This is a genomic window from Pantoea phytostimulans, assembly GCF_046118715.1.
Classification (GTDB): domain Bacteria; phylum Pseudomonadota; class Gammaproteobacteria; order Enterobacterales; family Enterobacteriaceae; genus Pantoea; species Pantoea phytostimulans.
In genome coordinates this window covers 1,887,067-1,913,033 of record NZ_CP173698.1, presented here as the reverse complement: position 1 = coordinate 1,913,033, position 25,967 = coordinate 1,887,067, and the positions used below count along the sequence as shown (strand labels likewise).

The window sequence follows — 25,967 nt, the reverse complement described above, 5'->3', positions numbered from 1 at the left end:
ACGAATTTATCTTTACTGTGAGCAATTCATCATGTGGAAATGGTTACATCAACTGGCGAAGCCTGAGCGGCTTTATCAGTTCTGCGGTCGCTTAGTGCCGTGGTTCGCAGTGGCGGCAATCGCCACGCTGCTTTTCGGTTGGGTGTGGGGATTCGGTTATGCGCCTGCGGATTATCAGCAGGGTGACAGTTTCCGCATCATGTACATTCACGTTCCCGCAGCCATGTGGTCGATGGGTGTTTATGCTTCTATGGCGATTGCCGCTTTTATCGGTTTGGTCTGGCAGATGAAAATGGCCGATTTAGTGTCGGCGGCAATGGCACCGGTGGGTGCGGTATTCACCTTTATTGCGCTGGTCACCGGTTCCGCCTGGGGCAAGCCAATGTGGGGAACCTGGTGGATTTGGGATGCACGCCTCACTTCCGAACTGGTTTTGCTTTTCCTTTATATGGGTGTGATTGCGCTCTATCACGCCTTTGACGATCGTCGTACTGCCGGACGTGCAGCTGGGATCCTGATTTTGGTTGGCGTGGTCAATCTTCCTGTTATTCATTTCTCTGTCCAGTGGTGGAATACCCTGCACCAAGGCTCATCGGGCATGATGCAGCAGGCAATCGCGCCTGAAATGCGTACACCGCTGCGCTGGTCAATCATTGGGTATCTGCTGGTGTTCGCCTCTTTAACGTTAATGCGTTTGCGTAACCTGATTCTGTTAACGGAACGTCATCGTCCTTGGGTCGCTGATATCGCTAAGGGAGGACGCAAAGCATGATGCCCGCATTCAATTCCTGGCAAGCGTTCTTTGCCATGGGCGGCTACGCCTTTTATGTCTGGCTGGCCGTGGTCTTCACCGTTATTCCTTTAACGGGCCTGGTGTTACACACGCTATTGCTTCGCCGCCGTTTGCTGACGGAAATTCGCCAGCGTGAATCCAGGGAGCGCCGTATCCGTGCGGCGAAAATGAAAAAAGCCGTCACTGAAGCGGCAGGAGAAAAAATGTGAATATCCGTCGTCGTAATCGCCTCTATGTTGTGGTGGCGATTTTGGTCGGACTTGGCCTCGCCACCACGCTGGTAATGTACGCGCTGCGTTCCAATATCGACCTGTTTTATACCCCAAGCGAAATCCTGTATGGCAAAGGCGAAGCTCGCCAAAAGCCAGAAACGGGCCAGCGTTTGCGCGTGGGTGGCATGGTGATGCCGGGCAGCGTGAAGCGTGATCCAAAATCACTTGCCGTTTCGTTTAAGCTTTACGATGCCAATGGCGTGGTCAGCGTCAGCTTTGAGGGTATTCTGCCTGACCTGTTCCGCGAAGGGCAGGGCGTGGTGGCCCAGGGTGTGCTGGAGGAGGGCAACCTCGTGAATGCCAAAGAGGTGTTGGCTAAGCATGATGAGAAATACACGCCGCCAGAAATCGAAGACGCAATGAAAAAGAATCACAACGGCCCGCAGTCAATGTATCAACAGCCGGGTAAACAGTCATGATGCCAGAGATTGGAAGTTTCCTGCTCTGTCTGGCTTTAGGCCTTTCTCTGCTGCTGAGCGTTTATCCTTTATGGGGTGCATTGCGTCAGGATGCCCGGCTGATGGCCATGGCGCGTCCGCTCTCTTACGGACTTTTTGCCGCTATCGCGGCGGCGTTTATGGTGCTGGTTTACGCCTTTATTGTTAACGACTTCACCGTCGGCTACGTAGCAACCAACTCCAATACGCTGCTGCCGGTCTACTACCGCATCGCCGCCACCTGGGGGGCACATGAAGGTTCGCTGCTGTTGTGGGTTTTACTGCTCAGCACCTGGACATTAGCCGTTGCGCTGTTCAGTCGAGGCATGCCACAGGACGCGCTGGCGCGTGTACTGGCGGTGATGGGCATGATTAATCTTGGCTTCCTGCTGTTTATCATCCTGACTTCAAATCCGTTTACCCGCACGCTGCCAGACTTTCCGATTGATGGGCGCGATCTTAATCCAATGCTGCAGGATATCGGGTTGATCTTCCATCCGCCGCTGCTCTATATGGGGTATGTCGGTTTCTCGGTGGCCTTTGCTTTCGCCATTGCTTCACTGATGGCAGGCAGACTCGATACCGCATGGGCGCGCTGGTCACGTCCATGGACCACTGCAGCGTGGGTGTTTCTGACTATTGGTATCGTACTCGGTTCTGCGTGGGCCTATTACGAACTTGGCTGGGGCGGCTGGTGGTTCTGGGATCCGGTTGAAAATGCCTCGTTTATGCCATGGCTGGCGGGCACGGCATTGATGCACTCGCTGGCGGTGACAGAGAAGCGTGGAACCTTTAAAGCCTGGACGGTATTGCTGGCAATCACGGCTTTTTCTCTTAGCCTACTGGGCACGTTTTTGGTGCGTTCGGGCGTACTGGTATCGGTTCACTCGTTTGCGTCCGATCCCGCGCGTGGCATGTTTATTCTCGCATTTTTGGTGATCGTGATCGGCAGTTCACTGCTGCTCTACGCAATCAAGGGTGGCCAGGTGCGCAGCCGGGTACAAAACGAAGCCTGGTCCCGCGAATCCTTCTTGTTGGGGAACAACGTATTATTGATTGCGGCGATGCTGGTGGTATTGCTGGGCACGCTGTTACCGCTGGTTCACAAGCAGCTTGGCCTTGGTAGCATCTCAATCGGTGAACCCTTCTTCAACACAATGTTCACTTGCTTGATGGCACCTTTAGCGCTGATGCTGGGCATTGGGCCGCTGGTGCGCTGGCGTCGTGATGAGCCACAGAAACTGGTGAAGCGTCTGGCACTGGCGCTGATCGTGACGCTGGCTTTTTCAATCTTCATGCCGTGGTTATTACAAGATCGTATTGAAGCGATGACTGTTGTGGGTCTGCTGATGTCAGTATGGATTATTGTTCTGACGCTGATGGAACTGCATGAACGTGCTACGCATCGTCACCGCTTCTTTGCTGGGTTGCGCCATCTAACGCGCAGTCATTGGGGCATGGTGCTGGGCCATTTAGGCGTAGGCGTCACGGTCATCGGCATTGCCTTTAGCACCCAATACAGCGTCGAGCGCGACGTGCGTATGAATGCTGGCGACAGCGTGGACATCCACAGTTATCACTTTATCTTCCGTGGCGTACAGAATCTTGAAGGGCCAAACTACAGCGGCGGCGTCGGAACCATCGAGGTTACGCGCAATGGCAAGCCGGAAGCGATGCTGCAGGCAGAAAAACGTTTTTACACCGCTTCACGTAACATGATGACTGAAGCCGGCATTGACGGCGGCATGAGTCGCGATCTTTATGCCGCGTTAGGCGAACAGTTAGATGACGGTTCCTGGGCGCTGCGCATCTATTACAAACCCTTCGTGCGTTGGATTTGGTACGGCGGCGTGTTTATGGCGGTGGGCGGCCTGTTCTGCTTGTTTGATCCGCGCTATCGCTCGCGTAAAAAAGCCAAACGCGAGGAGCTGGCATGAACAAGAAAATCCTGTTTATTCCCTTAGTATTATTTCTGCTGCTGGCGGCTGCGCTGTTGTGGCAGTTGTCGAAAAACGCAGAGGGCGACGATCCTACTCGGCTGGAATCAGCTTTGATTGGCAAGCCGGTGCCGCTGTTCAAACTCGAAGCGCTCGACCAGCCAGGCAAGATGTATGACCAGCGCGTGCTAACGGATGGCAAGCCGATTCTGCTCAACGTCTGGGCAACATGGTGCCCAACCTGTCGCGCTGAGCATCAATATTTGAATACGCTGGCGGAGCAGGGCATTCGCGTTGTTGGCCTGAACTACAAAGATGATCGCAACAAAGCGGTAACCTGGCTCAACACGTTGGGCAATCCCTACGCGCTGAGTTTGTATGATGGCAACGGTATGCTCGGTCTCGATCTTGGGGTGTATGGCGCGCCTGAAACCTTTCTTATTGACGGCAAAGGGATCATTCGCTATCGCCACGCGGGTGATATGAACGATCGCGTCTGGCTGCAAGAAGTGAAGCCGCTGTGGATCAAATACAGCAAGGAGGCGGGAGTATGAAACGTCTCGTATTACTGATCTGCGGAATGTTATTTAGCATCAGCTTGTGGGCGGCTATTGATACCTACAAATTTGATTCTGTGGCGCAGGAAGAGCAATACCGTGATTTAACCGCCTCGCTACGCTGCCCAAAATGTCAGAACAACAGCATTGGCGATTCAAACGCGATGATTGCTGCCGACATGCGTTTGAAGGTGTATGAGCTGATGAAGCAGGGACAAAGCCGTCAGCAGATTATTGATTACATGGTGGCGCGTTACGGTAACTTTGTGACCTATGAGCCGCCGGTCACGCCTTCAACCCTTATTCTGTGGGTGGGGCCCGCACTGTTTGTGGTGCTGGGCGGATTAATGATTATTCTGCGCAGTCGCCAGCGCAATTCGCGCAGCGAAAGCGAACTGGACGAAAGCGAACAGCAGCGTCTTGACGCGATTTTGAAGTCAGACAGGAAGCCGCAATGAGTGCATTTTGGATCACCCTTTTACTGTTATTGCTGGCGGCGTGCGCGCTGTTTATCGGTGCCGGTTGGCGACAACGTCTGGCCAGTGATGGCGAACGCAATCAGCTGAACAAAGATTTTTACCAGCAGCGACTGGATGAGTTGGCGCAGGATGAAGCCCAAGGTGTAGTGGCCGAACGGCCAGTAATGGAGCGCGAGCTGCAACAAACGCTGTTGACCGATATTCCAGATAACGATGCCGCACAGGCTCATAGCAGCAGCCGCTGGGTACTTTTACCGGGCGTGATAGTGCTGATTGCCGTGTCGCTGGGCACTTATCTGAAAACGGGTGGGCTGGCGCAGACAAGTGGATGGATGCAGGTAAAGCAAGCGTATCCCGCACTGCGCGCACGCGTCATGGATCCGCAAGCTCAGCCGCTTAGCATGGAGGAGCTGGCGCAACTGCAGCTAGGGCTGCGCAGTGCGTTGCAATCTGAACCTAATAATATGAATGATTGGGCCATGCTGGGCCGTCTCGGCATGGTGCTGAATAATGCCACCACCGCCAGCCAGGCTTTTGAGCATGCTTTACAGCTCGCGCCTAATAATATCGATTTGAAACAAGACTATGCTGAGGTATTAACCCGCTCCAGCGATCCACAGGATAACCGTCAGGCGGGTTTAATTCTGCGCGATCTGCTTAAAGACGATCACAGTAATGTGCGTACGTTAAGCCTGCTGGCGTTTAATGCGTTTGAGCAGCAGCAATATGTTCAGGCGATTGGTGCCTGGCAAACTATGCTGAAATTGATACCGGCTGACGATCATCGTCGTACCATGATCGAACGCAGCATTGAACAAGCAAAAACGGACGCAGGACAGCAAAATATCCAACTGGCACTGACAGTTACTCTCTCTCCGCAGGCAGAAAAAATGTTACCGCAGGGCGGAGTCATGTATATTTCTGTTTCTGACGGTGTTTCACCGGTGCCTGTGGCCGTTAAGCGTATGCCGCTAAGCCACTTCCCGTTATCGCTGACGCTGGATGACAGCAACGCTATGATGCCAGATCGCCTGCTTTCGGCGCAGCATCAGGTGCAAGTTCGAGTGCGTATTTCCCGCGATGGCAGTGCCAATCCGCAGTCAGGTGATTGGTTTGGTCTGAGCGAGAAAACACCTTGGGACGGTCATCAGAACATGGCTGTGGAGATTAATCAGCAGCAGCCCTGAAGCGATACATTTTTCATCCGCACAGGGAGATAAAAATGGTTTACCGCCTGACCAGTTTGGTTTTGGCCAGTGTACTTCTGGTGGGTTGTGCCAGTTCAAAGCCGGATAACAACGATGAGCCTGCGCAGCGCAGCGATCCGTTTGAAGGCTTTAACCGCACGATGTTTAACTTTAATTACAACGTGCTGGATCCTTACGTCTTACGCCCTGTTGCGGTTGCCTGGCGTGATTATGTGCCGGTGCCTGCGCGTACTGGATTAAGTAATTTCCTCGGTAACCTGGAAGAACCGGCTAGCATGGTCAACGCCATTTTGGTCGGCGAACCGCGCGATGCAGGCATTCACTTTACCCGCTTCTTTCTGAACAGCGTGTTAGGTTTGGGTGGATTCATTGACGTAGCGGGCAAGGCGAACCCGGCGTTGGCGCGTGAAGAGCCTCACCGTTTCGGGACGACATTGGGTCGTTACGGCGTAGGTTATGGCCCGTATGTTGAGTTACCCGCTTACGGCAGCTTCACTATCCGTCAGGATGGTGGTGACTATGTTGATACGCTTTATCCGCTGCTGGGTTGGCTAACCTGGCCAATGTCGATCGGTAAGTGGACGCTGGAAGGTATTGAGACGCGCGCGCAGTTGCTGGATTCCGATGCGATTCTCAAGCAGCAAAACGATCCTTATGCCTTTATTCGTAACGCTTATTTCCAGCGCCACGATTTCCTGGCAAACGGTGGCAAGCTGAAACCGCAAGAGAACCCAAATGCAGCAGCGATTCAAGACGATTTAGGTGACATTGATTCGCAATAGGTTTATTCGCACGCGATGAATTGACCGTAAACGGTATTAAACAAAAAGGCGACTTCATTGAGTCGCCTTTTTTGATCGCTTCTTTTGGATGAATAAAGGTATCAGAACTTATAGTTAAAGTTCGCACCATACAGCCAGGCTTTACCTGAAGAATTAAAGGTATATGGCCCTTCTTTAACCGTGACGTGTTGGCCGTGCATGTAGGAAATACCGACGTCAACCGAGGCATCTTCATTAAACGCGTAAGAAGTACCCGCGCTCAGCCACAGGCGATCTTGATCGGGGATGGAGATAGAACGCTTATCAGCCGGAACCGGGCTGTCATCAAAGGCGATACCGGTACGGAACGTCCAGTTCTCATCGTAGGTATAGGTTGTACCTAAAGCCAGGCGGTAGGCATCGCGGAAGCTCTCATCTTTATAAAAGAGGGTTTGACCGTTAGAGCCAGTGGCTTTCAACTCCTGGAATTGACTCCAGCTGGTATACGCCAGGCTGTAATGCACCGCCCACTGTGGCGCCACTTTATGCCAGCCCGAAAGCTCCCACATTTCAGGCAAATTCAAGGTTAACGCACCCGGAATCGTAGAGCCGCCTGTTGCGTAAGGCAGACCTAAATTACGCGCCTGATTCACAGCGTTGACGTAGGTTGGCAAGTCACTTTTGTAATCGCCATCAAAGTCGATTTTAACTTCTGAACGGTAGGTAAAGCCGAAGCGGTTATTTTGATCCACTTCATACAAAATACCGGCATTCCAGCCGTAACCCCATTCATCACCTTTCAGATGAGCAATTTGCGTATTTGCCGGCACGCCCAGCGCCGGGCCAGATTCACCGGCATAGCGTTCAATTTTCGCTTTGGCATAAACCGCATCAAAACCCACACCGAAGCTGAAGTGTTCATTTAAACGATACGCTGTACTGAGATTGAAATTGCCGGTCAACAAGTCCGTTTTACCGCCGTAAGCGCCTGCGGTGTAACCGTCATTGAATTCGGTCGCCAATCCATAATTGGAGGTTGCGGATGCGCCAATCCACCATTGATCGTTAATGGGTTGTACGTAATGAATATTCGGCACCCATTGATTAGGGGCAATATTATTCGCATCCAGGCTGCGTCCGCTTTGACTGGTACCGCTGATGTTTACATCAGGTGCTATATAGACTGCGCCAATTGAAAAAGCGGGGCGATCCATAAGTGCCATAGTGGCCGGATTACGGCTGGCTGATGCGGCGGTATCACCCATTGCGCCTTCGCCAGAATATGCGCGTCCTAAACCAATAGAAGAAAACTCATTTAATTGAAATCCAGCTGCGTAAACGTGTGAAGAGACGAGTGCTACTGCAGCCGCCACGGCTGACTTTGCAAACAGGTTTTTATGGTTCATGACCACAACCTCATGTGAATTATTATTTAACGCTGTAAATTCGCGTAACAAGGGTCGGCGGATTCCAGGGTCTGACATAAAACGCACTTATCAGACCAGTGCGGCAAGTATAGGTCTGACCTGTGTGTATGTTGCAATATTGTTTTTGAAATATTTCCAAATTGATCGATGGAATTTCGATCTACTTAACAAAACCAGAAATAACAGACGCAGCATAATCTCTCAAATTTGTTTTGGATCAAATTTTATTGTGATATTCGTCACTTAGCGAGACTGTCATGGCGCAAAGTATACCGAAGGCGTAAAATTTTGGGCGTAAAATCACGCAACTCGACGAATTAATCGTCAGGAGAAAACGATGACTGATGCCATTAAAAAATGTAGCGCAACCGAAACCGCAGCCTGCTGTTGTGTCGATGTCGGCACCGTCATGGATAACAGTGATTGCACCGCAACTTGGTCAGAATGGTTTTCGCAACGAGCTGATGCTGACAAAAAATTACAATATCTCAGCGATAAAGCACGTCAAATTGAATCAGAACCTTGTGACATTAATGCCCGTTTCACAGAAGAAGCAGGCGGCATAAAACTTGATATTGATTTTACTTTCTCCTGCCAGGCCGAAACCATGATTTTTCAACTCGGTTTGCGCTAATCCTCTCCAACGCCGCAACCTGTGCGGCGTTTTTCATTTTCGTGTTTCCCTTCGCAAATTTATCCTTTCCGTATTGGCGGCAGAACCGCTTGTGGTTAACACTGATGAGCAGGTCAGACCTCTTTTGGCAATGATGCCTCGGTCCCGATTCACAGGTGAAAACAATGAGTAAAGCGCAGTCATTGCTGACGCGTGATGGTGAGCGCATCGCCATAACCCACGGATTACGCACGCCTTTCTTACGCCAGGCCAGCGGCTTTCATGGCATTCCCGCTGTAGAATTAGGCCGCATGCTGATAAGCGAACTGATGGCGCGTAGCGAATTGCCGGTTGAAGTGATTGAGCAACTGGTGTTTGGCCAAGTGGTACAAATGCCGGAGGCGCCTAACATCGCCCGTGAAATCGTTCTTAGCAGCGGCTTAAGTGTTCATACCGATGCTTACAGTGTCAGCCGTGCTTGCGCGACCAGTTTTCAGGCAGTCGCTAACGTTACGGAAAGTTTGCTGGCGGGCACGATTTCGGCGGGCATTGCTGGCGGCGCAGATTCCTCGTCAGTGTTGCCAATTGGCGTGAGTAAAACCCTGGCGCGGGCGCTGGTGGATATGAACAAAGCGCGCAGCTTCTCGCAAAAATTGCAGATTCTGCGTCGCTTGCGTCCGCGTGATTTACTGCCAGTACCGCCTGCGGTAGCGGAATTTTCAACTGGGCTACGCATGGGTGACACAGCAGAGCAAATGGCAAAAAGCCATGGCATTACGCGTGAAGCACAAGATGCGCTAGCACTGAGATCGCATCAGCGCGCTGCAAAAGCCTGGCAATCAGGCGTGCTGAATCAAGAAGTGATGGCCGCTTTTGTGCCGCCGTGGAAAGCGCCGATTGATCAAGACAACACGGTGCGGATGGATGCCAAAGCAGAAGATTATGCACGTTTGCGTCCCGTCTTTGATCGTCAGCATGGCACAGTGACTGCGGCCAACAGTACGCCGCTTACCGATGGCGCTGCTGCGGTGGTTTTGATGCGAGAAGGGCGTGCGCGTGAGCTCTCGCTTAAACCGCTGGGCTATCTGCGCAGCTACGCGTTTACTGCCATTGATGTCTGGCAAGATATGTTACTCGGCCCAGCTTATGCTTCACCGCTGGCGCTGGATCGCGCCGGTATTACTCTGAATGATTTGACCCTGATAGATATGCACGAAGCCTTTGCCGCACAAACCTTAAGTAATTTGCAGATGTTCCGCGATGAGCGTTTCGCCCGTGACGTACTTAATCGTCCTCACGCCTTAGGCGAGGTCAATGAAGAACATTTCAACGTGCTCGGGGGGTCTATCGCGTATGGGCATCCTTTCGCTGCCACCGGCGCACGCATGATCACCCAAACCTTGCAGGAACTGCGGCGACGCGGTGGCGGCTTAGGCTTAGTGACCGCCTGTGCTGCGGGCGGATTAGGGGCGGCTATGGTTTTGGAGGTCGAATAATGGAACAGAACGCTTTTCATTTGCAGATGCGCCTCGACCACGTTGGCATTATCACTATCGATGTGCCTGGCGAAAAGATGAATACCCTAAAGGCAGAATTCGCTGCGCAGATAGCGGCCATTATTGGTGAGGCACGCCGCAATAAACAATTGGCAGGCTTGGTGCTGATCTCGGGTAAGTCAGACAACTTTATTGCGGGTGCAGACATTAGCATGATTGATCGCTGCCAGACGGCGCAGGAAGCCGAAGCGCTGGCGCGACAAGGCCAGGAAGTGATGGCATCCATCGCGGCGCTGCCTTTTCCTGTGGTGGCGGCGATTCATGGCGCGTGCCTGGGCGGCGGTCTTGAACTGGCGTTGGCCTGCGATGCGCGCATCTGTTCACTGGATGATAAAACCCGGCTGGGGCTGCCAGAAGTGCAGCTGGGTTTACTTCCCGGCTCAGGCGGAACACAGCGTCTGCCGCGTTTGATCGGCGTGCAACAGGCGCTGCCGCTGATGCTGACCGGTAAAACGTTGCGCGCTAAGCAAGCGCGTAAGCTTGGCGTGGTTGATGATGTTGTGCCGCAGGCGATCCTACTCGAAACCGCGATTGCACGTGTGAAGCAAGGCAAGAGCAATCACCGCATTTTGCCGATGCGCGATCGTTTGTTACAAGGGCCGCTTGCCCGCCAGGCGCTGTTTGCGCTAGCAAAACGCCAAACCGAAAGCAAAACGCACGGCAATTATCCTGCAGCAAAACGGATTATCGATGTCGTGCGAATCGGGCTGGAGCAGGGCAGCCGCGCCGGTCATGACGCTGAAGCGCAGGCTTTTAGCGAACTGGCAATGAGTCCCCAATCTGCGGCTCTGCGTAGCCTGTTTTTCGCGTCGACAGCGTTGAAAAAAGAGCGTGGCGGAGAGGCTGAAGCGCGGGTCATTCAGCGTGTTGGCGTATTAGGTGGCGGCTTGATGGGCGGCGGCATTGCAAGCGTCAGCGCTATCAACGCGGGTTTGCCGGTGCGTATCAAAGATATCAATCTTGCTGGCGTTAATCATGCCCTGCAAACCAGTTGGGAGCTGTTGAGCAACAAGGTAAAACGCCGCCATCTCAGCGCAGCGCAGCGCGATCAGCAGATGGCGCGTATTACCGGCGGCACCGATTATCAGGGCTTTTCGCAGCGTGATTTGGTGATCGAAGCAGTTTTCGAAGATCTGGCTTTAAAACAGCAAATGGTCAGCGAAGTTGAAGAGCATTGTCTGCCGCACACTATTTTTGCGTCAAACACGTCATCATTACCGATTGCTCATATTGCGGCTAACGCGCAGCGTCCCGAGAACGTTATCGGCCTGCACTATTTTAGCCCGGTGGACAAAATGCCGTTGGTTGAAGTGATTCCGCACGCAGCGACGTCTGAATACACGCTGGCCAGCACCGTGGCGCTGGCGCGCAAGCAAGGCAAAACTGCCATTGTGGTGGCCGATAAACCGGGTTTTTACGTTAACCGTATTTTAGCGCCCTATATAAATGAAGCGATGCGTTGCCTGCTTGAAGGTGAGCCGATTGATCATATTGATCGTGCGTTGGTGAAATTCGGTTTCCCCGTTGGGCCGATCCAGCTACTGGATGAAGTAGGCATCGATGTTGGCAGTAAAATCATCCCGATTTTGCAGCAGGCTTATGGCGAGCGTTTTGCGGCACCCGATGCTTTTGACGTTGTGTTAAAAGAGGGACGAAAAGGGCGCAAAAACGGCAAAGGTTTCTATTTATATGGCACGGATCGCAGACAGAAAAAGCCCGACACGTCGATCTATACCTTGTTGAAGGTAAAAGCGGCGGCAAAACTCGATGAAACACAGATCGCTGAACGCTGCGTAATGATGATGCTGAACGAAGCGGTGCGTTGTCTGGATGAACAGGTGATTCGCCTGCCACGCGATGGCGATATTGGTGCAGTATTTGGGATTGGATTTCCGCCGTTTTTGGGAGGGCCGTTTCGCTATCTCGACCAGCTTGGCGCAGCACACGTCCTGAACACATTAAACCGCCTTAAGCAACAATATGGCGAGCGATTTACCCCGTGTGAGGCGCTGGAAAAGGCAGCGCAACAGCAGCAGAAATTTTACATTTCTCTATAAAATGGAATAACCGCACCGATTCAGCGGGTTAGACCGGTGCCGCAAAAGTCTGCGGCACCGCACGGTTCTGAGATGTGCTTATTTAATAAACAACCGGTTGACTATACTGAAGCCATTAAGGTACAACACAGCGTTCATTCGCAGAATGAAGAGTCAGACGCTCAGCGTCGGGCGATGTCGACAAACTACAGCGGTGCTTTATGCAAGTTTTTATCATGCGTCACGGCGATGCAGCTCTGGAAGCAGCAAGCGATTCAGTCAGGCCTTTAACGCTTTGTGGATGTAATGAATCACGCCAAATGGCGAGCTGGCTCAACAGTCAAGCGCCAGACATTGAACGTGTTTTAGTAAGCCCTTATTTGCGCGCGGGGCAAACGCTCTCAACAGTTCGTGAAGCGTTGTCTCTGCCTGTCGAAGAGGACGTGTTACCTGAGTTGACGCCTGGCGGCGATCCGGGTTTGGTGGCGTGCTACTTACAGACGCTGGCAAATGAAGGCGTGAAATCAGCATTGGTGATTTCGCACTTGCCGTTGGTGGGTTATCTGGTTTCTGAACTCTGCCCGCAGGAAGCGCCGCCGATGTTCGCCACTTCTGCTATTGCCTGTGTGGATTTTGATGCCAGCCAGAGCGAAGGCAAATTAAAGTGGCAGGTCAGTCCGTCAAAACTGGCGAAAGCTATTTAATGCCCATGGGCCGAATGATCGGCCCAATCCCTTCTCAAGGTAGCTCGGGCGGTTGCCACTCTTCAATTTCAATCAATACCAGCAGCGCAGCATCGCCGCCGAACATCTTGGGTGCCTGATGAAAAGCCATGACAAACGGATGCTGAGCCAGCCATAACGGCGTTTGCTGTTTCAAAATATGCTTACCGTGGCCGGTCATCACACTGGCGCAAAACAGATGTTCTCGTCGACAGGCTGCAATCAATGCGCCTAATTCCTGCTTAGCCTGCTGCTGCGTTAAACCATGCAGATCGAGAAATATCTCTGGCGTATAGTCGCCACGCCGCAATTTTTTCAGTTCAAAATGGCTGACATCGGCACGTACATAGCGCGTTGCGCCTTCTGTCGACAGCAGCGGCTGGAATTCATCAGAGAAATAATGACTATTATCTGCCTGCTCGGAAAGCAGGCGTTTCGTGGGCACTTGGCGGGTTTTCACCACCGGTTTGTGCACGATCGTGTCTTGTTTCAGCTTACGCGTGCCGGTCATCAATTGGCGAAACAGCGATTTATCGTCCTGGCTAAGGGGCGTTTTTTTACTCATGGCGGGTAAATTATGTCAGAAAAGGCTGTTTTCAGCGGATGGCGTTACCTTACCGTTAAGTGTCATTAAATGTCAGCTTTTTCACCTCACCGCGCTGAATTCTCTCCGGCTTCATGGCACACTATCGGCCGATTTAGCAAAAGGCCTGCGGAGGGCTACGTGGACAAAATTTTCGTCGATGAGGCAGTGAACGAACTGCACACCATTCAGGACATGCTGCGCTGGGCGGTTAGCCGCTTTTCCGCTGCCGGAATTTGGTACGGACATGGCACAGACAATCCTTGGGACGAAGCCGTTCAGTTAGTCCTGCCGTCCCTCTGGCTACCGCTCGACATCCCTGAAGATATGCGTAACGCGCGTCTGACCGCCAGCGAGCGTCACCGCATCGTTGAGCGTGTAATTCGTCGCGTTAACGAACGTATTCCGGTTGCTTATTTGACCAACAAAGCCTGGTTCTGTGGTCACGAATTTTACGTTGATGAGCGCGTCTTAGTGCCGCGTTCACCGATTGGTGAACTGATTGATAACCGTTTTGCCGGTTTAATCAGTGAAACGCCACATCACATTCTGGATATGTGTACTGGCAGCGGCTGTATCGCCATTGCCTGCGCTTATGCCTTCCCAGAAGCCGAAGTGGATGCGGTAGATATCTCTACCGATGCGCTGGCTGTCGCCGAACAAAACATTGAAGAGCATGGCTTAATTCATCACGTCACGCCGATCCGCGCTGACCTGTTTCGTGGCCTGCCTGAATTAAAATATGACCTGATCGTTACCAATCCGCCGTATGTGGATGCGGAAGATATGGACGATCTGCCAAACGAATATCGCCACGAACCGGAACTTGGTTTGGCTGCGGGCAGCGACGGTTTGAAACTGGTACGCCGCATTCTTGCCTGCGCGCCAAATTACCTGAGCGAGCAGGGCGTGTTGATTTGCGAAGTGGGCAACAGCATGGTGCACATGATCGAACAATATCCTGATGTGCCGTTCACCTGGCTGGAATTTGATAATGGCGGCGACGGCGTGTTCATGCTGACGCGCCAGCAGATTGTCGACGCACAACATCATTTTTCTTTTTTCAAAGACTGAAAGCGGGGCGAGTGCTCGCTCTGAGAACCGTAACAAGGAATCAAAATGGCCGGAAACAGCATCGGACAATTTTTTCGAGTAACCACCTTTGGTGAGTCCCACGGTATTGCGCTGGGCTGTATTGTTGATGGTGTGCCGCCGGGCATTCCGCTCACCGAAGCCGATATTCAGCACGATCTCGATCGTCGTCGTCCGGGTACGTCACGCTACACCACGCAGCGCCGTGAGCCCGATCAGGTGAAAATTTTGTCTGGTGTGTTCGAAGGCATCACCACCGGCGCTTCGATTGGCTTGTTAATTGAAAACACCGATCAGCGCTCGCAGGATTACAGTGCGATCAAAGATCTGTTCCGTCCCGGCCATGCTGATTACACCTACGAACAGAAATATGGCCAGCGCGATTACCGCGGCGGCGGACGATCTTCCGCTCGCGAAACCGCAATGCGCGTAGCGGCAGGCGCCATTGCCAAAAAATATCTGCACATGAAGCACGGCGTAGTGGTGCGCGGCTATCTGGCACAGATTGGCGATGTCGCATGCGAGCTAAAAGATTGGAGCATCGTGGAAGAAAATCCGTTTTTCTGTCCGGATGCTGACAAGCTGGAAGCGCTGGACGAATTGATGCGCGGTCTGAAAAAAGAGGGCGACTCCATCGGCGCCAAAGTCACGGTGATGGCTGAAAACGTTCCACCAGGTCTTGGCGAGCCGGTGTTTGATCGTCTTGATGCTGATTTAGCCCATGCACTTATGAGCATTAATGCCGTAAAAGGTGTTGAAATTGGTGATGGCTTTGCCGTCGTTAATCAGCGTGGCAGTGAACATCGTGATGAGATTCGTGCCAACGGTTTCCAGAGCAATCATGCGGGCGGCATTCTTGGCGGCATCAGTAGTGGTCAGGTGATCAGCGCTAACCTGGCAATGAAACCGACGTCCAGCATTACCGTGCCCGGTAAAACCATTACCCGCGAGGGTGAAGAAGTGGAGATGATCACCAAAGGTCGCCACGATCCCTGCGTAGGGATTCGCGCGGTGCCGATCGCTGAAGCGATGATGGCGATCGTGTTGATGGATCATCTGCTGCGTCAGCGTGCGCAGTGCGCTGATGTCAATTCCACTGTGCCGCGCTGGTAATTCAATGAAACGTCTTCTGCTCACGCTTTCCGCGCTGGTGATTAGCGCATCCAGCCTGGCGGCAACGCCTTGGCAGCGTATTCAGCAGCCGATTGCGGGTGCGCCGCAGTCAGTCGGCGGCTTTGCTAATGGCTGTATTGTGGGTGCGCAGGCTTTGCCGCTTAATGCACCAAATTATCAGGTGATGCGTCAGGATCAGCGACGCTATTTTGGACATCCTGATTTGATTCAGTTCATTCAGCGCTTAAGTACTCAGACGCATAATTTGCAATTGGGCAATGTGCTGATCGGCGATATGGGCATGGCAGCGGGCGGACGTTTCAGCAGCGGACACGCCAGTCATCAATCAGGATTGGATGTGGATATTTGGTTGCAGCTCCCCAAAACGCGCTGGTCATCGCAGCAGTTGTTGAAGCCGCAACCGCTGGATTTGGTTGCGCCCGGCGATAAAAACGTCGTCGCGCGCCACTGGCGTCCAGAAATTGACAGCTTGATCAAACTGGCGGCGAAAGATGAAGAAGTATCACGTATCTTCGTCAATCCAGCGATCAAAAAGCAGCTTTGTGCCGATGCAGGGAACGATCGTGAATGGCTGCATAAAGTTCGTCCCTGGTTTGCGCATCGCGCTCACATGCATGTGCGTCTGCGTTGTCCGCAAGGCAGCAGTGAATGTCTCGATCAAGCTCCGCCACCGCCGGGCGATGGTTGTGGCGCAGAGCTACAGAGCTGGTTCTTACCCAAACAACCCGGTTCAGCGCCTGTAAAACGCGAACCGCCGCCGCTGCCAGCGGCTTGTCAGGCATTACTGGATAAACATTTACTGTAAGGGATGTCATGGATTGGTTCGTCGTCAGCCCGCTGCTGGTTGGGCTGCTGTTCTTTGTTGCCATGCTGGCGGGCTTTATTGATTCTATTGCGGGTGGCGGTGGCTTGTTAACGGTGCCTTCATTGCTGGCGGCGGGCCTTTCTCCCGCGCAGGCATTGGCGACCAACAAGCTGCAATCAGTGGGCGGTTCGTTCTCTGCCAGCCTCTATTTTATTCGTCGCGGCGCGGTCAAATTAAACGAACAATGGCTCAACATCGCCATGACCTTTGTCGGGTCGGTGATCGGTGCCGTGCTGATACAGCGGCTTCAGGCTGATATGTTACGTCAGGTTTTACCGATCTTGCTGATTGCGATTGGGTTGTGGTTCCTGTTAATGCCTCGCATTGGTGAAGAGGATCGCGCGCGTCGCCTGTACGGTTTGCCGTATGCGTTGATAGGTGGCGGAACTATCGGTTTTTACGACGGCTTCTTCGGCCCCGGTGCCGGTTCTTTTTACGCGCTGGCTTTCGTAACGCTGTGCGGCTACAACCTCGCTAAAGCCACCGCCCACGCCAAAATTCTTAACTTCACCTCCAACTTTGGCAGCCTGCTGTTTTTTATGTTTGGCGGCAAAGTGGTGTGGGGAACCGGCGTGATTATGATGCTCGGCGCATTCTGCGGCGCGCGTCTCGGCGCAAGATTGGTGCTGACGCGTGGTCAGAAGCTGATTCGTCCGATGGTGGTGATTGTCTCAGCGGTAATGAGTATCAAACTGCTGTGGGACAGCCACGGTAGCAGCATTATGGCGTGGTTCGCCACGCTGCACTTGTAATGGATGATGCCAAATGGCGCCTATTTCCTCTCAAAATGACAGCATGAACACAACACATCACTATGAGCAGCTGGTTACGCTGTTTGATCGCTGCTTCAGCGACGACTTTCAGACCCGTCTAATTAAAGGCGATGACGAACCGATCTATCTTCCGGCAGATGCCGAATCGCCGTGGAACCGCGTGGTTTTTGCTCACGGTTTCTACGCCAGCGCGCTGCATGAAATCTCACATTGGTGTATTGCCGGTGAAGCACGCCGCAAACTGGTTGATTTTGGTTATTGGTATTGCCCGGATGGCCGCGACGCGTTGACGCAAAGTCAGTTTGAAGCGGTAGAAGTGAAGCCGCAGGCGCTGGAATGGATGTTTTGTGTTGCGGCAGGCTTTCCCTTCAACGTGAGTTGTGACAATCTCGAGGGAGATTGTGAGCCGGATCGCATTGCTTTCCAACGTAAGGTTCATGCTCAGGTCATGTCTTATTTGGAGCAGGGTATACCCGCACGACCCGCGCGTTTTATTGCAGCATTAGCTAAATTTTATGGCAGGCCTTCGTTGACGGCCTCACAGTTTCCCTGGCCGGAAGATCTGTGACCTGTGAAGGCACATCAAAAAGAGGAATTGAGATGATCGCAGAATTTGAAGCGCGTATTCTGGCCCTCATTGACGACATGGTTGAACACGCCAGCGACGATGAGCTGTTTGCCAGCGGTTATTTAAGCGGCCACCTCACGCTGGCTGTCGCAGAAATCGAACGACTGGATGAGCACACGCCTGAAGCATTACAGATTCACGTTACACGCAGTCTGCAGAATGCGATTGCCGCAGGCGAGTTATCACCGCGCGATCAAGCGCTGGTGGTAGGCATGTGGGACAATCTGTTTTTGCAGGCGCGCAAATCGGCCTGAATATGCAGGGCGGCATGCCGCCCTCAACCCACTTTTTTACCTTTCAGCAGTTTTCTCACCCAATAACGATTCGGATTAAGCGCTGCTAACGTAGCGGCATCTAACGGCTGCGGTTCACCTGCCAGTTGCGCCGCCAGCACTTCTGCGGCCAAAGGCGCGCTGCACAAACCGCGCGAACCCAGCGCACCAAACAGATAAAGTTGTGGATAATGTGGCGCATCAGCGATATCGCCATTTTGCGCACGCTGTGCCGGTAAATCCTGATATTGCGCCAGCGTGGCGGCATAGTCTGGCGCGCTACCGACCATCGGTAAGTGATCGCGGGTTGCGCAACGCACGCCGATACGCGCTTCCCCGGCACTGACATCAACCTGCTTAGCCCAGGGGCTTTCAGGCAGGCAATGAAGTAAACGCGTACGGTTTTCCTGCTGATCGGCTTCGCGATAATCAGATTCGGTTTCACCACGACGGTAGCTGGCACCGATGCAGTGCGTGCCAAATTGCGGGCTGATCGGCGTTAAATAGCCGTCGTAACAGAGTACTGTTTGCAGCGCGTCCAGTCCCGGCGTAGAAGGCACATGACTCACCTGGCCCGCCACCGCGTAAACCGGAAGCTGCTCGGTTAACGAAAAGTCCGTTAAGGCGTGTCCACTCGCCAGCACCACAGCGTGATGCTGCACTGCAGCAGAATCAGCAAACTGTAACGTCCAGCTTTCTTCCTGATAAGTCATATCAGTCACACGATGCAGCCAGTGAATCCGCAAGCCTTGTTCTTCACCGCGAGCCAGCATCGCGGCAGTCAACTCTGCCGGGGAAAGCCAGCCGCCTTGCGGATAAAAAATCCCGCCGCAGCCCAACGGTAGATTGGCCAACGCTTCAGCCTGCTGTTGATCCACGCCATGCGCTAACGCATCGGGCAAGGCCATCTTCAGCATCTGGTCAATTTTCGCCGCGCTTTTTTCATCCCATCCCAGTTGCAACACGCCGCTCCAGCTGTGCTCATATTGAACCGGTAATTGATCGTATAAACGACGCGCGAAACTGAAAGCGGTAGGGAAAAAGGTCGCAAGTGCGGGATCGTGTTGATTGAGCAACGGATAAAGCGCGCCCTGACGGTTGCCTGACGCGCCCAGCGCGGGCGCGTCATCGGCGCAGTAAAGCGTTACGCGCCAGCCTCGTCGCAGCAAAGCCAGCGCCAGCGTCGCGCTGGCTACGCCGCCACCGATTAAGGCGATCTCCCGTTGTCGCGCGGCGGGTCGAGAATACCAGGGTTGGCGCACAAGTAGCGCGGGTGCGGCCGCGAGTTGACCGCATAGCATTTCACGTTTAGGTCCAAAACCTTTGCGTCGCGTGACGGCGAAACCGGCGTCTTGTAATCCACGACGGACAAAACCAGCGGCGGTAAACGTGGCAAACGTGCCGCCATGCCGTAGCAATGTTGCCATGGCGTTAAACAATTCTGGCGTCCACATATCTGGGTTTTTCGAGGGGGCAAAGCCATCCAGAAACCATGCATCAACCTGACGATAAAGGCTGTCATCGAGGCTATGAATTAATGCATTAATATCGCCTAACCACAGGTCAAGGGTGATGCGTCCGCCATCAAAAAGCAGGCGCTGACAGCCGGGCAGAGCGATCGGCCATTGCTGTTGCAATTGTTCTGCCCACGGGGCGAGTTCAGGCCAATGCCGCAGTGCCGCGATTAAATCATTCTGCGTTAAAGGAAATTTCTCAAAGCTAATGAAATGCAGACGCTGCAATCTGGCATTGGGTTGCTCAATGCGAAATGCCTCAAAGGCTTGCCAAAGCGTAAGAAAATTGAGCCCGGTACCGAATCCACTCTCAGCAACGATCAATAAATCTCGCTCATGATGGGCGAAACGCTGTGGAAATTGGTTGCCGCCAAGGAAGACATAACGCGTCTCTTCAAGGCCGTTATCGTTAGAGAAATAGACATCTTCAAAGGCTCGGGAAACAGGTGTACCCTGTTCATTCCAGCTTAGTTCGGCGTGTTCGACCGGCGTTGATTTCACGGCAAAGGCTCATTTTTCAGGCAGTGGCGCGATTTTAGCGACCAGCGTGACATGACGCAAATTTACAAAAGGAAATGGCTGATCGGACTTGTTCGGCGTACAAGTGTAAGCTAGAGTGCACGTCAATCCAAAAGATGTGGAAGAGGACTATTGAATGAAACGTGCGGTGATTACTGGCTTGGGGATCGTTTCCAGTATTGGTAATAATCAGCAAGAGGTGCTGGCATCTCTGCGTGAAGGCCGTTCTGGCATCACATTTTCTCAAGAGATGAAAGATTCCGGCATGCGTAGTCACGTCTGGGGTAACGTTAAGTTAGATACCACCGGCCTCATCGATCGCAAAATCGTGCGTTTTATGAGTGATGCGTCCATCTATGCTTATCTTTCCATGGAAGAAGCGATTAAAGATTCTGGCCTGACCAACGAAGCCTATCAGAACAACCCACGTGTGGGTCTGATTGCCGGTTCAGGTGGCGGTTCTCCGCGTTATCAGGTGTTCGGCGCAGACGCAATGCGTAGCCCGCGTGGCCTGAAAGCAGTAGGTCCGTATGTCGTGACTAAAGCGATGGCGTCAGGCGTTTCAGCCTGTCTGGCTACACCTTTCAAAATTCACGGTGTGAACTACTCAATCAGCTCTGCCTGTGCGACCTCTTCACACTGTATCGGTAATGCGGTTGAGCAAATTCAGCTGGGCAAACAAGACATCGTGTTTGCTGGCGGCGGTGAAGAGTTGTGCTGGGAAATGTCCTGCGAATTCGACGCCATGGGCGCGCTTTCTACCAAATATAATGAAACGCCTGAAAAAGCTTCTCGTACCTATGACAACGACCGCGATGGCTTTGTTATCGCAGGCGGCGGCGGCATGGTTGTGGTCGAAGAGCTGGAGCACGCGCTGGCACGTGGCGCGCACATCTACGCTGAAATCGTAGGCTACGGCGCAACATCCGACGGCGCAGACATGGTTGCACCATCAGGCGAAGGCGCAGTGCGCTGCATGAAGATGGCGATGCAGGGCGTTGATACCCCTATCGATTATCTGAACAGCCACGGTACTTCAACGCCAGTGGGCGATGTGAAAGAGCTGGGTGCAATCCGTGAAGTGTTCGGTGATAACACGCCTTACATTTCTGCAACCAAAGCCATGACCGGTCACTCATTGGGTGCAGCTGGCGTGCAGGAAGCGATTTATACCCTGCTGATGCTGGAGCACGGCTTTATTGCGCCAAGCATTAACATCGACTCGCTGGATGCAGCGGCAGAAGGCATGAACATCGTGACTAAGCCGACTGAAAAAGCGCTGAAAACCGTTATGTCTAACAGCTTCGGTTTCGGTGGCACCAACGCGACTCTGACGATGCGTAAGTATCAGGCTTAAGGTTTCACCTCATCTTTACCTCAAGGGTCGGCTTGCCGGCCCTTTTCTTTGACATAATTCTAACCCCTTGCCAGAATTCCTTTTCGCTCGACTGTGGTGTAGTCCTGCCTTAACGACCATTCTCGTTACGTAAGCGTTCACGTTAACCAACGCATAAATCTTCTGTTACGACAGAAGGCGCGCGCGTCGTTGGTTTTTGCCGTCATGGCACGTCTCAGAACAAGGAGTTACGTTAATGTCCTCTTCAGCCGCTGAATCGCAAGTTCAGTCGACCTTTCCTTTGGCTTGCACCTCGCTGGCCGTATTCCTGACTTATCTCACTGCGGGCCTGGCTTTGCCGGTTATCCCGCTCTATGTGCATCAAGAGTTAGGAATGAACAACGTGATGGTGGGCATCGCGGTTGGCATTCAGTTCTTTGCCACTTTGCTCACGCGGGGTTTTGCCGGACGTCGAGCCGATCAGCATGGCGCAAAACTCACCACACAACACGGCATGTTAGCGATAGCCTTAGTGGGGCTGGCTTACCTCGCTGCTGCGCTGCTGCCGGTGCCAATAGAGGCGAAGTTCGGCTTGCTGTCGATAGGTCGTTTGCTGCTCGGCTTTGGCGAAAGCTTGCTGCTGACCGGGAATCTGACATGGGGCATGGGTTTAGTTGGGCCAAAGCGTTCTGGTTTGGTGATGTCATGGAACGGCATGGCGATTTATGGATCGCTGGCAGCGGGCGCGCCACTCGGCTTGTTGCTGCATCAGCAGGGGGGTTTTGCGCTGTTGGGCGCGGTTGCCGTCGTGCTGCCGCTGATTGCGCTGGGGTTGAATAATTGGATCAAAGCCGTGCCGGTTGTCGGCGGCGAGCGGCCTTCGCTGTTCAGCGTGGTACGCAGCATTTTTCAGCCGGGGCTCGCGCTCGCGCTGCAAGGTGCCGGTTTTGCGGTGATCGGTACTTTTACCTCGCTCTATTTTGCTGCACAACACTGGGGCAATGCGGGCTTTACCCTTACCGCATTTGGCCTGGCGTTTGTGCTGGTGCGTCTCCTATTTGGGGGCTTGCCGGATCGGTTGGGTGGCGTAAAAGTGGCGATGATTTCGCTGCTGGTGGAAGCCTGCGGATTGCTATTGCTGGGACTGGCAACGCAAAGTTGGATGGCATTAATGGGGGCTGCTTTGACCGGCTGCGGTTGCTCACTGATCTTCCCGGCGCTGGGCGTAGAAGTGATTAAACGCGTTTCTCCGCAGGTGCGCGGCACCGCGCTTGGGGGCTTTTCTGCATTCCAGGATGTCGCTTACGGAGCCAGCGGGCCGCTCACCGGATTGCTGGCGACCGCGCTGGGTTACGGTTCTGTCTATTTGGCAGGTGCGTGCTGCGCGGTGCTCGGGATTTTAGTTACCTGGCGCTTTGCGCGTCAGCCGCAAACAGCTTAGTCAGCTTGTCACATCCGGCAACGATTTCGCCGGGTGTGAGCGCAGAAAAGCCCAGTAGCCAACCTGGCTGTCGAATATCACTGGTATATAACGGGCTTAGCCTCGGCAGTTGCAATCCTGCTTGCGCGGCGAGGTTGGTCAGCCTCGCTTCATCTCCCTGCTTCAGTGATACCGCCATTTGCAAGCCGCCTGTGCGGGCCATTGGCGTGATCCACGGCGCAAGGCGCTGCTCAATTTGCTCTATTAGCAGGTCGCGGCGACTGCGATAAAGCTGCCGCATTAAACGCAAATGGCTGGTGAAGTGACCTTGCTGCATAAACTCGGCGGTAATCGCTTGCGGCAACAGGGCGCTGTGTCCATCCATGACGCTGCGCGCCTGACCGAGAGGTATCACCAGTTCAGGGGGTACCACCATCCAGGCCAGCCTCAGTGAAGGAAACAGTGATTTTGAAAACGTCCCTAGCGTGATGACGCGACTATGCAAATCCAGTCCTTGCAGCGCTGGCGTCGGGCGTTCGTCATAGTGAAATTCACTGTCGTAATCATCCTCAATTAGCCAGCTGCGATGACGCCGCGCCCAATCAAGCCAGGCTAAACGGCGCGCTAAACTCATGGTGACACCCGTTGGATAATGATGCGCAGGCGTCAGATACATCAACTTTGCTGCCCCAGAGTGAAGTTTCGCGCCTTCCTGATCCAGCGCAATGCCGCGACAGTTTGCACCTGCCGCGAGAAAAGCATTACGCGCGCCGGGATAGCCCGGTTCCTCCAGCCAGACTTCATCACCCGGATCGAGAAACATCAGCGCCAGCAGCTGTAGCGCCTGCTGTGAACTGGTGAGCATGATCACCTGTTCGGGTTGGCAATGTATGCCACGCGACAAGGCCAGATAATCTGCCACCGCATGGCGTAAAGGCTGATAACCCAGCGGATCGCCGTAACCCATCACCGCGCTGCCAAGCGAACGCTGCACAGTGGCGCTGATTCGCCGCCAGATTTGCTGAGGAAAGGCGCGAAGTTCTGGCGAACCGGCGGCAAAAGCCTGTGGAAAGAGCGGATCCTGGCAACCCCCGGTTGCTAATACACGGTTACCGCGCAGGGAGAAGTGAGGCAGTTGCGTTAACGCCGTGCTGCGCGCTTTATTGGGCATGGTGATAGCCACAAAACTGCCGCGCCCGATTTCACGTCGTAAATATCCTTCGCTTTCCAACTGCGCGTAAGCCGCTTCCACCGTCACACGCGACAGGTTTAAATCCGATGCCATTTGTCGCGTCGAGGGCAGCTTTTGATCCACGGACAAATGGTGATTCGCTATCGCCAGACGCAGCGTGGCGCACAAACGTTCACGCAGTCCGCCCGACGCTTGATGATGGAAGAGTTGCAGCAGCGGTGTGCTCATATTGGTCTTATTGTGAGAGATAAATGGGTATCAATGAGCAGTCCACTTTGCCGTAAACTGGCTGCACTTCACAACAGGAGAATCACCATGTCATCTGTATTACGTTTTCCGCCCGTTTCTTCGCAGCAAAGTCTGGCGTACCTGGAAACCAAATTGGCTTATTACACGGATGCGTGGGATCTCGCCGAAGATTTGGCGCAGCAGGTGAGTGAAATTGTGGTGATCGATGCACGATCAGCGGAGATCTATCGCGCTGGGCACATTTGCGGCGCCATCAGCTTTCCTCATCGCATTATGGATGAAGCATCAACAGCACAGTTAGATCACAGTAAACTCTATGTCACTTACTGCGATGGCATCGGCTGCAATGGCTCAACGAAAGCGGCGTATAAGCTCGCCACCTTGGGTTTTCAGGTGAAAGAGTTGATTGGCGGCCTGGATTTTTGGAAGCGCGATGGCCATCCGATGGCGTGGGGTAATGCGCCAGGCGAATGGCCAGGCGCAATTTCAACTACAGGCGATGCCGCATCATGCGGCTGCTAATGCAGCGTCTTTAAAGGACGATCCACAATAAAAATGCAATCACCAGCAAGGCGATGAAGATGACCAGCAACGGCCGCTGCGCCAGCGGTTGGAGTGACGGCGGCAAGGAGGCCGCAACGGGTGCCCAGATTGGCTGAGGTTTGATTTCACTGGCGGCCAAAGGCTGCTCAGACATTTTTTCAGCCCGACGTGAGAACAAAAAGTTCAGCAGATCCTGCGTTTGGGTAGGCGTAAGCACCGTTTGCGGTGTCGCCTGGAATCGCTGCTGGCTGTAATCCTCCATCATGCGCTGTTCGGTCTGCGCCAGCGGCTGCTTCAGCGAGGCTTCCAGCAGTTGCAGCGTTGGCGCGCTGTGCTGACTCAGGGTTTGACGCACCTGTAAATATTGCGTCAGCAGCGGGAAATGGCGTGATGGGATCGGATCGCCGCTGGTAAGGTTCACCAGTTTCAACGCTGAGGCCCACAATTTGCCGCTGGATTCGCCCGTTGCGGCGGCCAAACGAATGATCTGTTGGTTCAGGGTGTGATGCTCAGCCGGTAACAGGCTGCGATCGCTGGAGCGCGTTTGCTGCGGCTGCGGAATCGCCATTTGGCCATTTTGCAGCATGGTCAGCACCTGACGTAGCTGATCCTGACTCAAGGCACTTAAAACGGTTTGACCAAACTGCTGCCGAATAAAGTCGCTCACCGCCTGACGATTGTTGCCCTGCGGCAGTAAATCGGTTAGCTGGGTCATCAACTGGCGCGTCGCGTGGCCGGTTTGTGCTTGCGTCAGGCGCACCGTGAGGTATTGCTCGGCAGCAGGAAAATGACGTGACTGCAACTCGGCGTCACTCTTCACATTCACTTCACGGCGTATACCAGACCAAAGCTCAGGCGCTTTAAGATTGCTCAGCGACAAAATGCGCACAATCAGGCGTTCCAACGTTGTGCGTTGCGCAGGAGAGAGTGGCTGTTCTCCAGGCGCAGAACCGGGACGAGGTGCGCCCGTTTGCGGATTTACAGATGAACGATCGCCGACCGGCACACCGGGGCCGCTAACAGGTTGCATGGCGGATTCCTTGGGGAAA

Annotated in this window: 26 protein-coding genes; 21 read left to right on the top strand and 5 right to left on the bottom strand. The window is 53.5% G+C overall.

Annotated features, from left to right (window positions below; genetic code table 11):
• The first annotated feature begins 31 nt into the window (after nucleotides 1–31).
• Genes ACF2G4_RS08840 through mlaA form a run of 8 tightly spaced genes read left to right on the top strand, consistent with a single transcriptional unit; the run spans nucleotide 32 to nucleotide 6,465 of the window.
• Nucleotides 32–772 carry a heme ABC transporter permease gene (locus tag ACF2G4_RS08840; protein ID WP_215846031.1) on the top strand — a complete coding sequence of 247 codons (741 nt, stop codon included), beginning with the start codon at nucleotides 32–34 and terminating at the stop codon, nucleotides 770–772.
• The gene (gene ccmD, locus ACF2G4_RS08835) at nucleotides 769–1,002 is read left to right on the top strand and encodes a heme exporter protein CcmD (protein ID WP_409075888.1); all 234 of its coding nucleotides are present in this window, start codon (nucleotides 769–771) and stop codon (nucleotides 1,000–1,002) included. The genes ACF2G4_RS08840 and ccmD overlap by 4 nt, the downstream gene beginning before the upstream one ends.
• Entirely contained in the window at nucleotides 999–1,484 is a 486-nt protein-coding gene (ccmE, locus tag ACF2G4_RS08830; protein WP_215846035.1) for a cytochrome c maturation protein CcmE, read from the top strand. Before ccmD ends, ccmE begins: the two co-directional genes overlap by 4 nt.
• Nucleotides 1,481–3,439 (top strand): heme lyase CcmF/NrfE family subunit, encoded by a 1,959-nt coding sequence (locus tag ACF2G4_RS08825; RefSeq protein ID WP_409075887.1) that lies wholly within the window; start codon nucleotides 1,481–1,483, stop codon nucleotides 3,437–3,439. The genes ccmE and ACF2G4_RS08825 overlap by 4 nt, the downstream gene beginning before the upstream one ends.
• Complete coding sequence (locus tag ACF2G4_RS08820) at nucleotides 3,436–3,993, top strand: DsbE family thiol:disulfide interchange protein (RefSeq protein WP_215846038.1); 558 nt, start codon at nucleotides 3,436–3,438, stop codon at nucleotides 3,991–3,993. Before ACF2G4_RS08825 ends, ACF2G4_RS08820 begins: the two co-directional genes overlap by 4 nt.
• Entirely contained in the window at nucleotides 3,990–4,454 is a 465-nt protein-coding gene (locus ACF2G4_RS08815) for a cytochrome c-type biogenesis protein (RefSeq protein ID WP_215846039.1), read from the top strand. Before ACF2G4_RS08820 ends, ACF2G4_RS08815 begins: the two co-directional genes overlap by 4 nt.
• Entirely contained in the window at nucleotides 4,451–5,662 is a 1,212-nt protein-coding gene (ccmI, locus tag ACF2G4_RS08810; protein ID WP_215846040.1) for a c-type cytochrome biogenesis protein CcmI, read from the top strand. Before ACF2G4_RS08815 ends, ccmI begins: the two co-directional genes overlap by 4 nt.
• A 35-nt stretch (nucleotides 5,663–5,697) precedes the next feature.
• The gene (gene mlaA, locus ACF2G4_RS08805) at nucleotides 5,698–6,465 is read left to right on the top strand and encodes a phospholipid-binding lipoprotein MlaA (RefSeq protein ID WP_215846041.1); all 768 of its coding nucleotides are present in this window, start codon (nucleotides 5,698–5,700) and stop codon (nucleotides 6,463–6,465) included.
• A 101-nt stretch (nucleotides 6,466–6,566) separates the two neighbouring features.
• Here the strand turns inward: mlaA and fadL are convergent, their stop codons facing one another.
• Nucleotides 6,567–7,850 (bottom strand): long-chain fatty acid transporter FadL, encoded by a 1,284-nt coding sequence (fadL, locus tag ACF2G4_RS08800; RefSeq protein ID WP_243077493.1) that lies wholly within the window; start codon nucleotides 7,848–7,850, stop codon nucleotides 6,567–6,569.
• 358 nt (nucleotides 7,851–8,208) lie between these two features.
• On the opposite strand from fadL, the gene ACF2G4_RS08795 reads away from it, so the two are divergent.
• The 4 genes from ACF2G4_RS08795 (at nucleotide 8,209) to sixA (ending at nucleotide 12,780) form a co-directional block, all read left to right on the top strand.
• On the top strand, nucleotides 8,209–8,505 hold the full coding sequence (locus tag ACF2G4_RS08795; RefSeq protein ID WP_215846045.1) for a YfcZ/YiiS family protein: 297 nt from the start codon (nucleotides 8,209–8,211) through the stop codon (nucleotides 8,503–8,505).
• A gap of 164 nt (nucleotides 8,506–8,669) precedes the next feature.
• A complete protein-coding gene (gene fadI, locus ACF2G4_RS08790; protein WP_409075886.1) occupies nucleotides 8,670–9,980 on the top strand; it encodes an acetyl-CoA C-acyltransferase FadI in 1,311 nt (436 codons plus the stop codon).
• Nucleotides 9,980–12,097: a fatty acid oxidation complex subunit alpha FadJ gene (gene fadJ, locus ACF2G4_RS08785; RefSeq protein WP_409075885.1), complete on the top strand. Its 2,118-nt coding sequence runs from the start codon at nucleotides 9,980–9,982 to the stop codon at nucleotides 12,095–12,097. The genes fadI and fadJ overlap by 1 nt, the downstream gene beginning before the upstream one ends.
• A gap of 200 nt (nucleotides 12,098–12,297) precedes the next feature.
• A complete protein-coding gene (gene sixA, locus ACF2G4_RS08780; protein ID WP_215846050.1) occupies nucleotides 12,298–12,780 on the top strand; it encodes a phosphohistidine phosphatase SixA in 483 nt (160 codons plus the stop codon).
• Between the two features lie 34 nt (nucleotides 12,781–12,814).
• Here sixA and smrB read toward each other — a convergent pair whose 3' ends face one another.
• On the bottom strand, nucleotides 12,815–13,363 hold the full coding sequence (gene smrB / locus ACF2G4_RS08775) for an endonuclease SmrB (protein WP_215846051.1): 549 nt from the start codon (nucleotides 13,361–13,363) through the stop codon (nucleotides 12,815–12,817).
• Between the two features lie 159 nt (nucleotides 13,364–13,522).
• Here smrB and prmB point away from each other — a divergent pair, with 159 nt between their 5' ends.
• The 6 genes from prmB to ACF2G4_RS08745 are packed head-to-tail and all read left to right on the top strand — an operon-like array spanning nucleotide 13,523 to nucleotide 18,127.
• Nucleotides 13,523–14,455 carry a 50S ribosomal protein L3 N(5)-glutamine methyltransferase gene (gene prmB, locus ACF2G4_RS08770; protein ID WP_215846053.1) on the top strand — a complete coding sequence of 311 codons (933 nt, stop codon included), beginning with the start codon at nucleotides 13,523–13,525 and terminating at the stop codon, nucleotides 14,453–14,455.
• Nucleotides 14,456–14,500: 45 nt separating this feature from the next.
• Nucleotides 14,501–15,586: a chorismate synthase gene (gene aroC, locus ACF2G4_RS08765; protein WP_215846055.1), complete on the top strand. Its 1,086-nt coding sequence runs from the start codon at nucleotides 14,501–14,503 to the stop codon at nucleotides 15,584–15,586.
• A 4-nt stretch (nucleotides 15,587–15,590) separates the two neighbouring features.
• Entirely contained in the window at nucleotides 15,591–16,412 is an 822-nt protein-coding gene (gene mepA / locus ACF2G4_RS08760) for a penicillin-insensitive murein endopeptidase (protein ID WP_409075884.1), read from the top strand.
• Nucleotides 16,413–16,420: 8 nt separating this feature from the next.
• The gene (locus ACF2G4_RS08755) at nucleotides 16,421–17,224 is read left to right on the top strand and encodes a sulfite exporter TauE/SafE family protein (RefSeq protein WP_243077495.1); all 804 of its coding nucleotides are present in this window, start codon (nucleotides 16,421–16,423) and stop codon (nucleotides 17,222–17,224) included.
• A gap of 43 nt (nucleotides 17,225–17,267) precedes the next feature.
• Nucleotides 17,268–17,813: an elongation factor P hydroxylase gene (locus ACF2G4_RS08750; protein ID WP_243078470.1), complete on the top strand. Its 546-nt coding sequence runs from the start codon at nucleotides 17,268–17,270 to the stop codon at nucleotides 17,811–17,813.
• A 32-nt stretch (nucleotides 17,814–17,845) separates the two neighbouring features.
• Nucleotides 17,846–18,127 (top strand): YfcL family protein, encoded by a 282-nt coding sequence (locus ACF2G4_RS08745; RefSeq protein ID WP_215846060.1) that lies wholly within the window; start codon nucleotides 17,846–17,848, stop codon nucleotides 18,125–18,127.
• Between the two features lie 23 nt (nucleotides 18,128–18,150).
• Here the strand turns inward: ACF2G4_RS08745 and mnmC are convergent, their stop codons facing one another.
• A complete protein-coding gene (mnmC, locus tag ACF2G4_RS08740; protein WP_409075883.1) occupies nucleotides 18,151–20,160 on the bottom strand; it encodes a bifunctional tRNA (5-methylaminomethyl-2-thiouridine)(34)-methyltransferase MnmD/FAD-dependent 5-carboxymethylaminomethyl-2-thiouridine(34) oxidoreductase MnmC in 2,010 nt (669 codons plus the stop codon).
• Nucleotides 20,161–20,314: 154 nt separating this feature from the next.
• Between mnmC and fabB the strand changes: the two genes are divergently transcribed.
• Together fabB and ACF2G4_RS08730 are read left to right on the top strand one after the other, a co-directional pair.
• On the top strand, nucleotides 20,315–21,535 hold the full coding sequence (gene fabB / locus ACF2G4_RS08735; protein ID WP_215846062.1) for a beta-ketoacyl-ACP synthase I: 1,221 nt from the start codon (nucleotides 20,315–20,317) through the stop codon (nucleotides 21,533–21,535).
• A 235-nt stretch (nucleotides 21,536–21,770) separates the two neighbouring features.
• Nucleotides 21,771–22,955, top strand: coding sequence for an MFS transporter (locus ACF2G4_RS08730; RefSeq protein WP_243077497.1), 1,185 nt, complete (start codon nucleotides 21,771–21,773; stop codon nucleotides 22,953–22,955).
• On the opposite strand, the gene ACF2G4_RS08725 is transcribed toward ACF2G4_RS08730, so the two are convergent.
• Nucleotides 22,918–24,354, bottom strand: coding sequence for a PLP-dependent aminotransferase family protein (locus ACF2G4_RS08725; RefSeq protein WP_409075882.1), 1,437 nt, complete (start codon nucleotides 24,352–24,354; stop codon nucleotides 22,918–22,920). The two genes, ACF2G4_RS08730 and ACF2G4_RS08725, sit on opposite strands and share 38 nt — an antisense overlap.
• Before the next feature lie 87 nt (nucleotides 24,355–24,441).
• Between ACF2G4_RS08725 and ACF2G4_RS08720 the strand changes: the two genes are divergently transcribed.
• The gene (locus tag ACF2G4_RS08720; RefSeq protein WP_409075881.1) at nucleotides 24,442–24,897 is read left to right on the top strand and encodes a rhodanese-like domain-containing protein; all 456 of its coding nucleotides are present in this window, start codon (nucleotides 24,442–24,444) and stop codon (nucleotides 24,895–24,897) included.
• Between the two features lie 10 nt (nucleotides 24,898–24,907).
• On the opposite strand, the gene flk is transcribed toward ACF2G4_RS08720, so the two are convergent.
• Nucleotides 24,908–25,948: a flagella biosynthesis regulator Flk gene (gene flk / locus ACF2G4_RS08715; protein ID WP_332627267.1), complete on the bottom strand. Its 1,041-nt coding sequence runs from the start codon at nucleotides 25,946–25,948 to the stop codon at nucleotides 24,908–24,910.
• Between the last annotated feature and the right edge of the window lie 19 nt (nucleotides 25,949–25,967).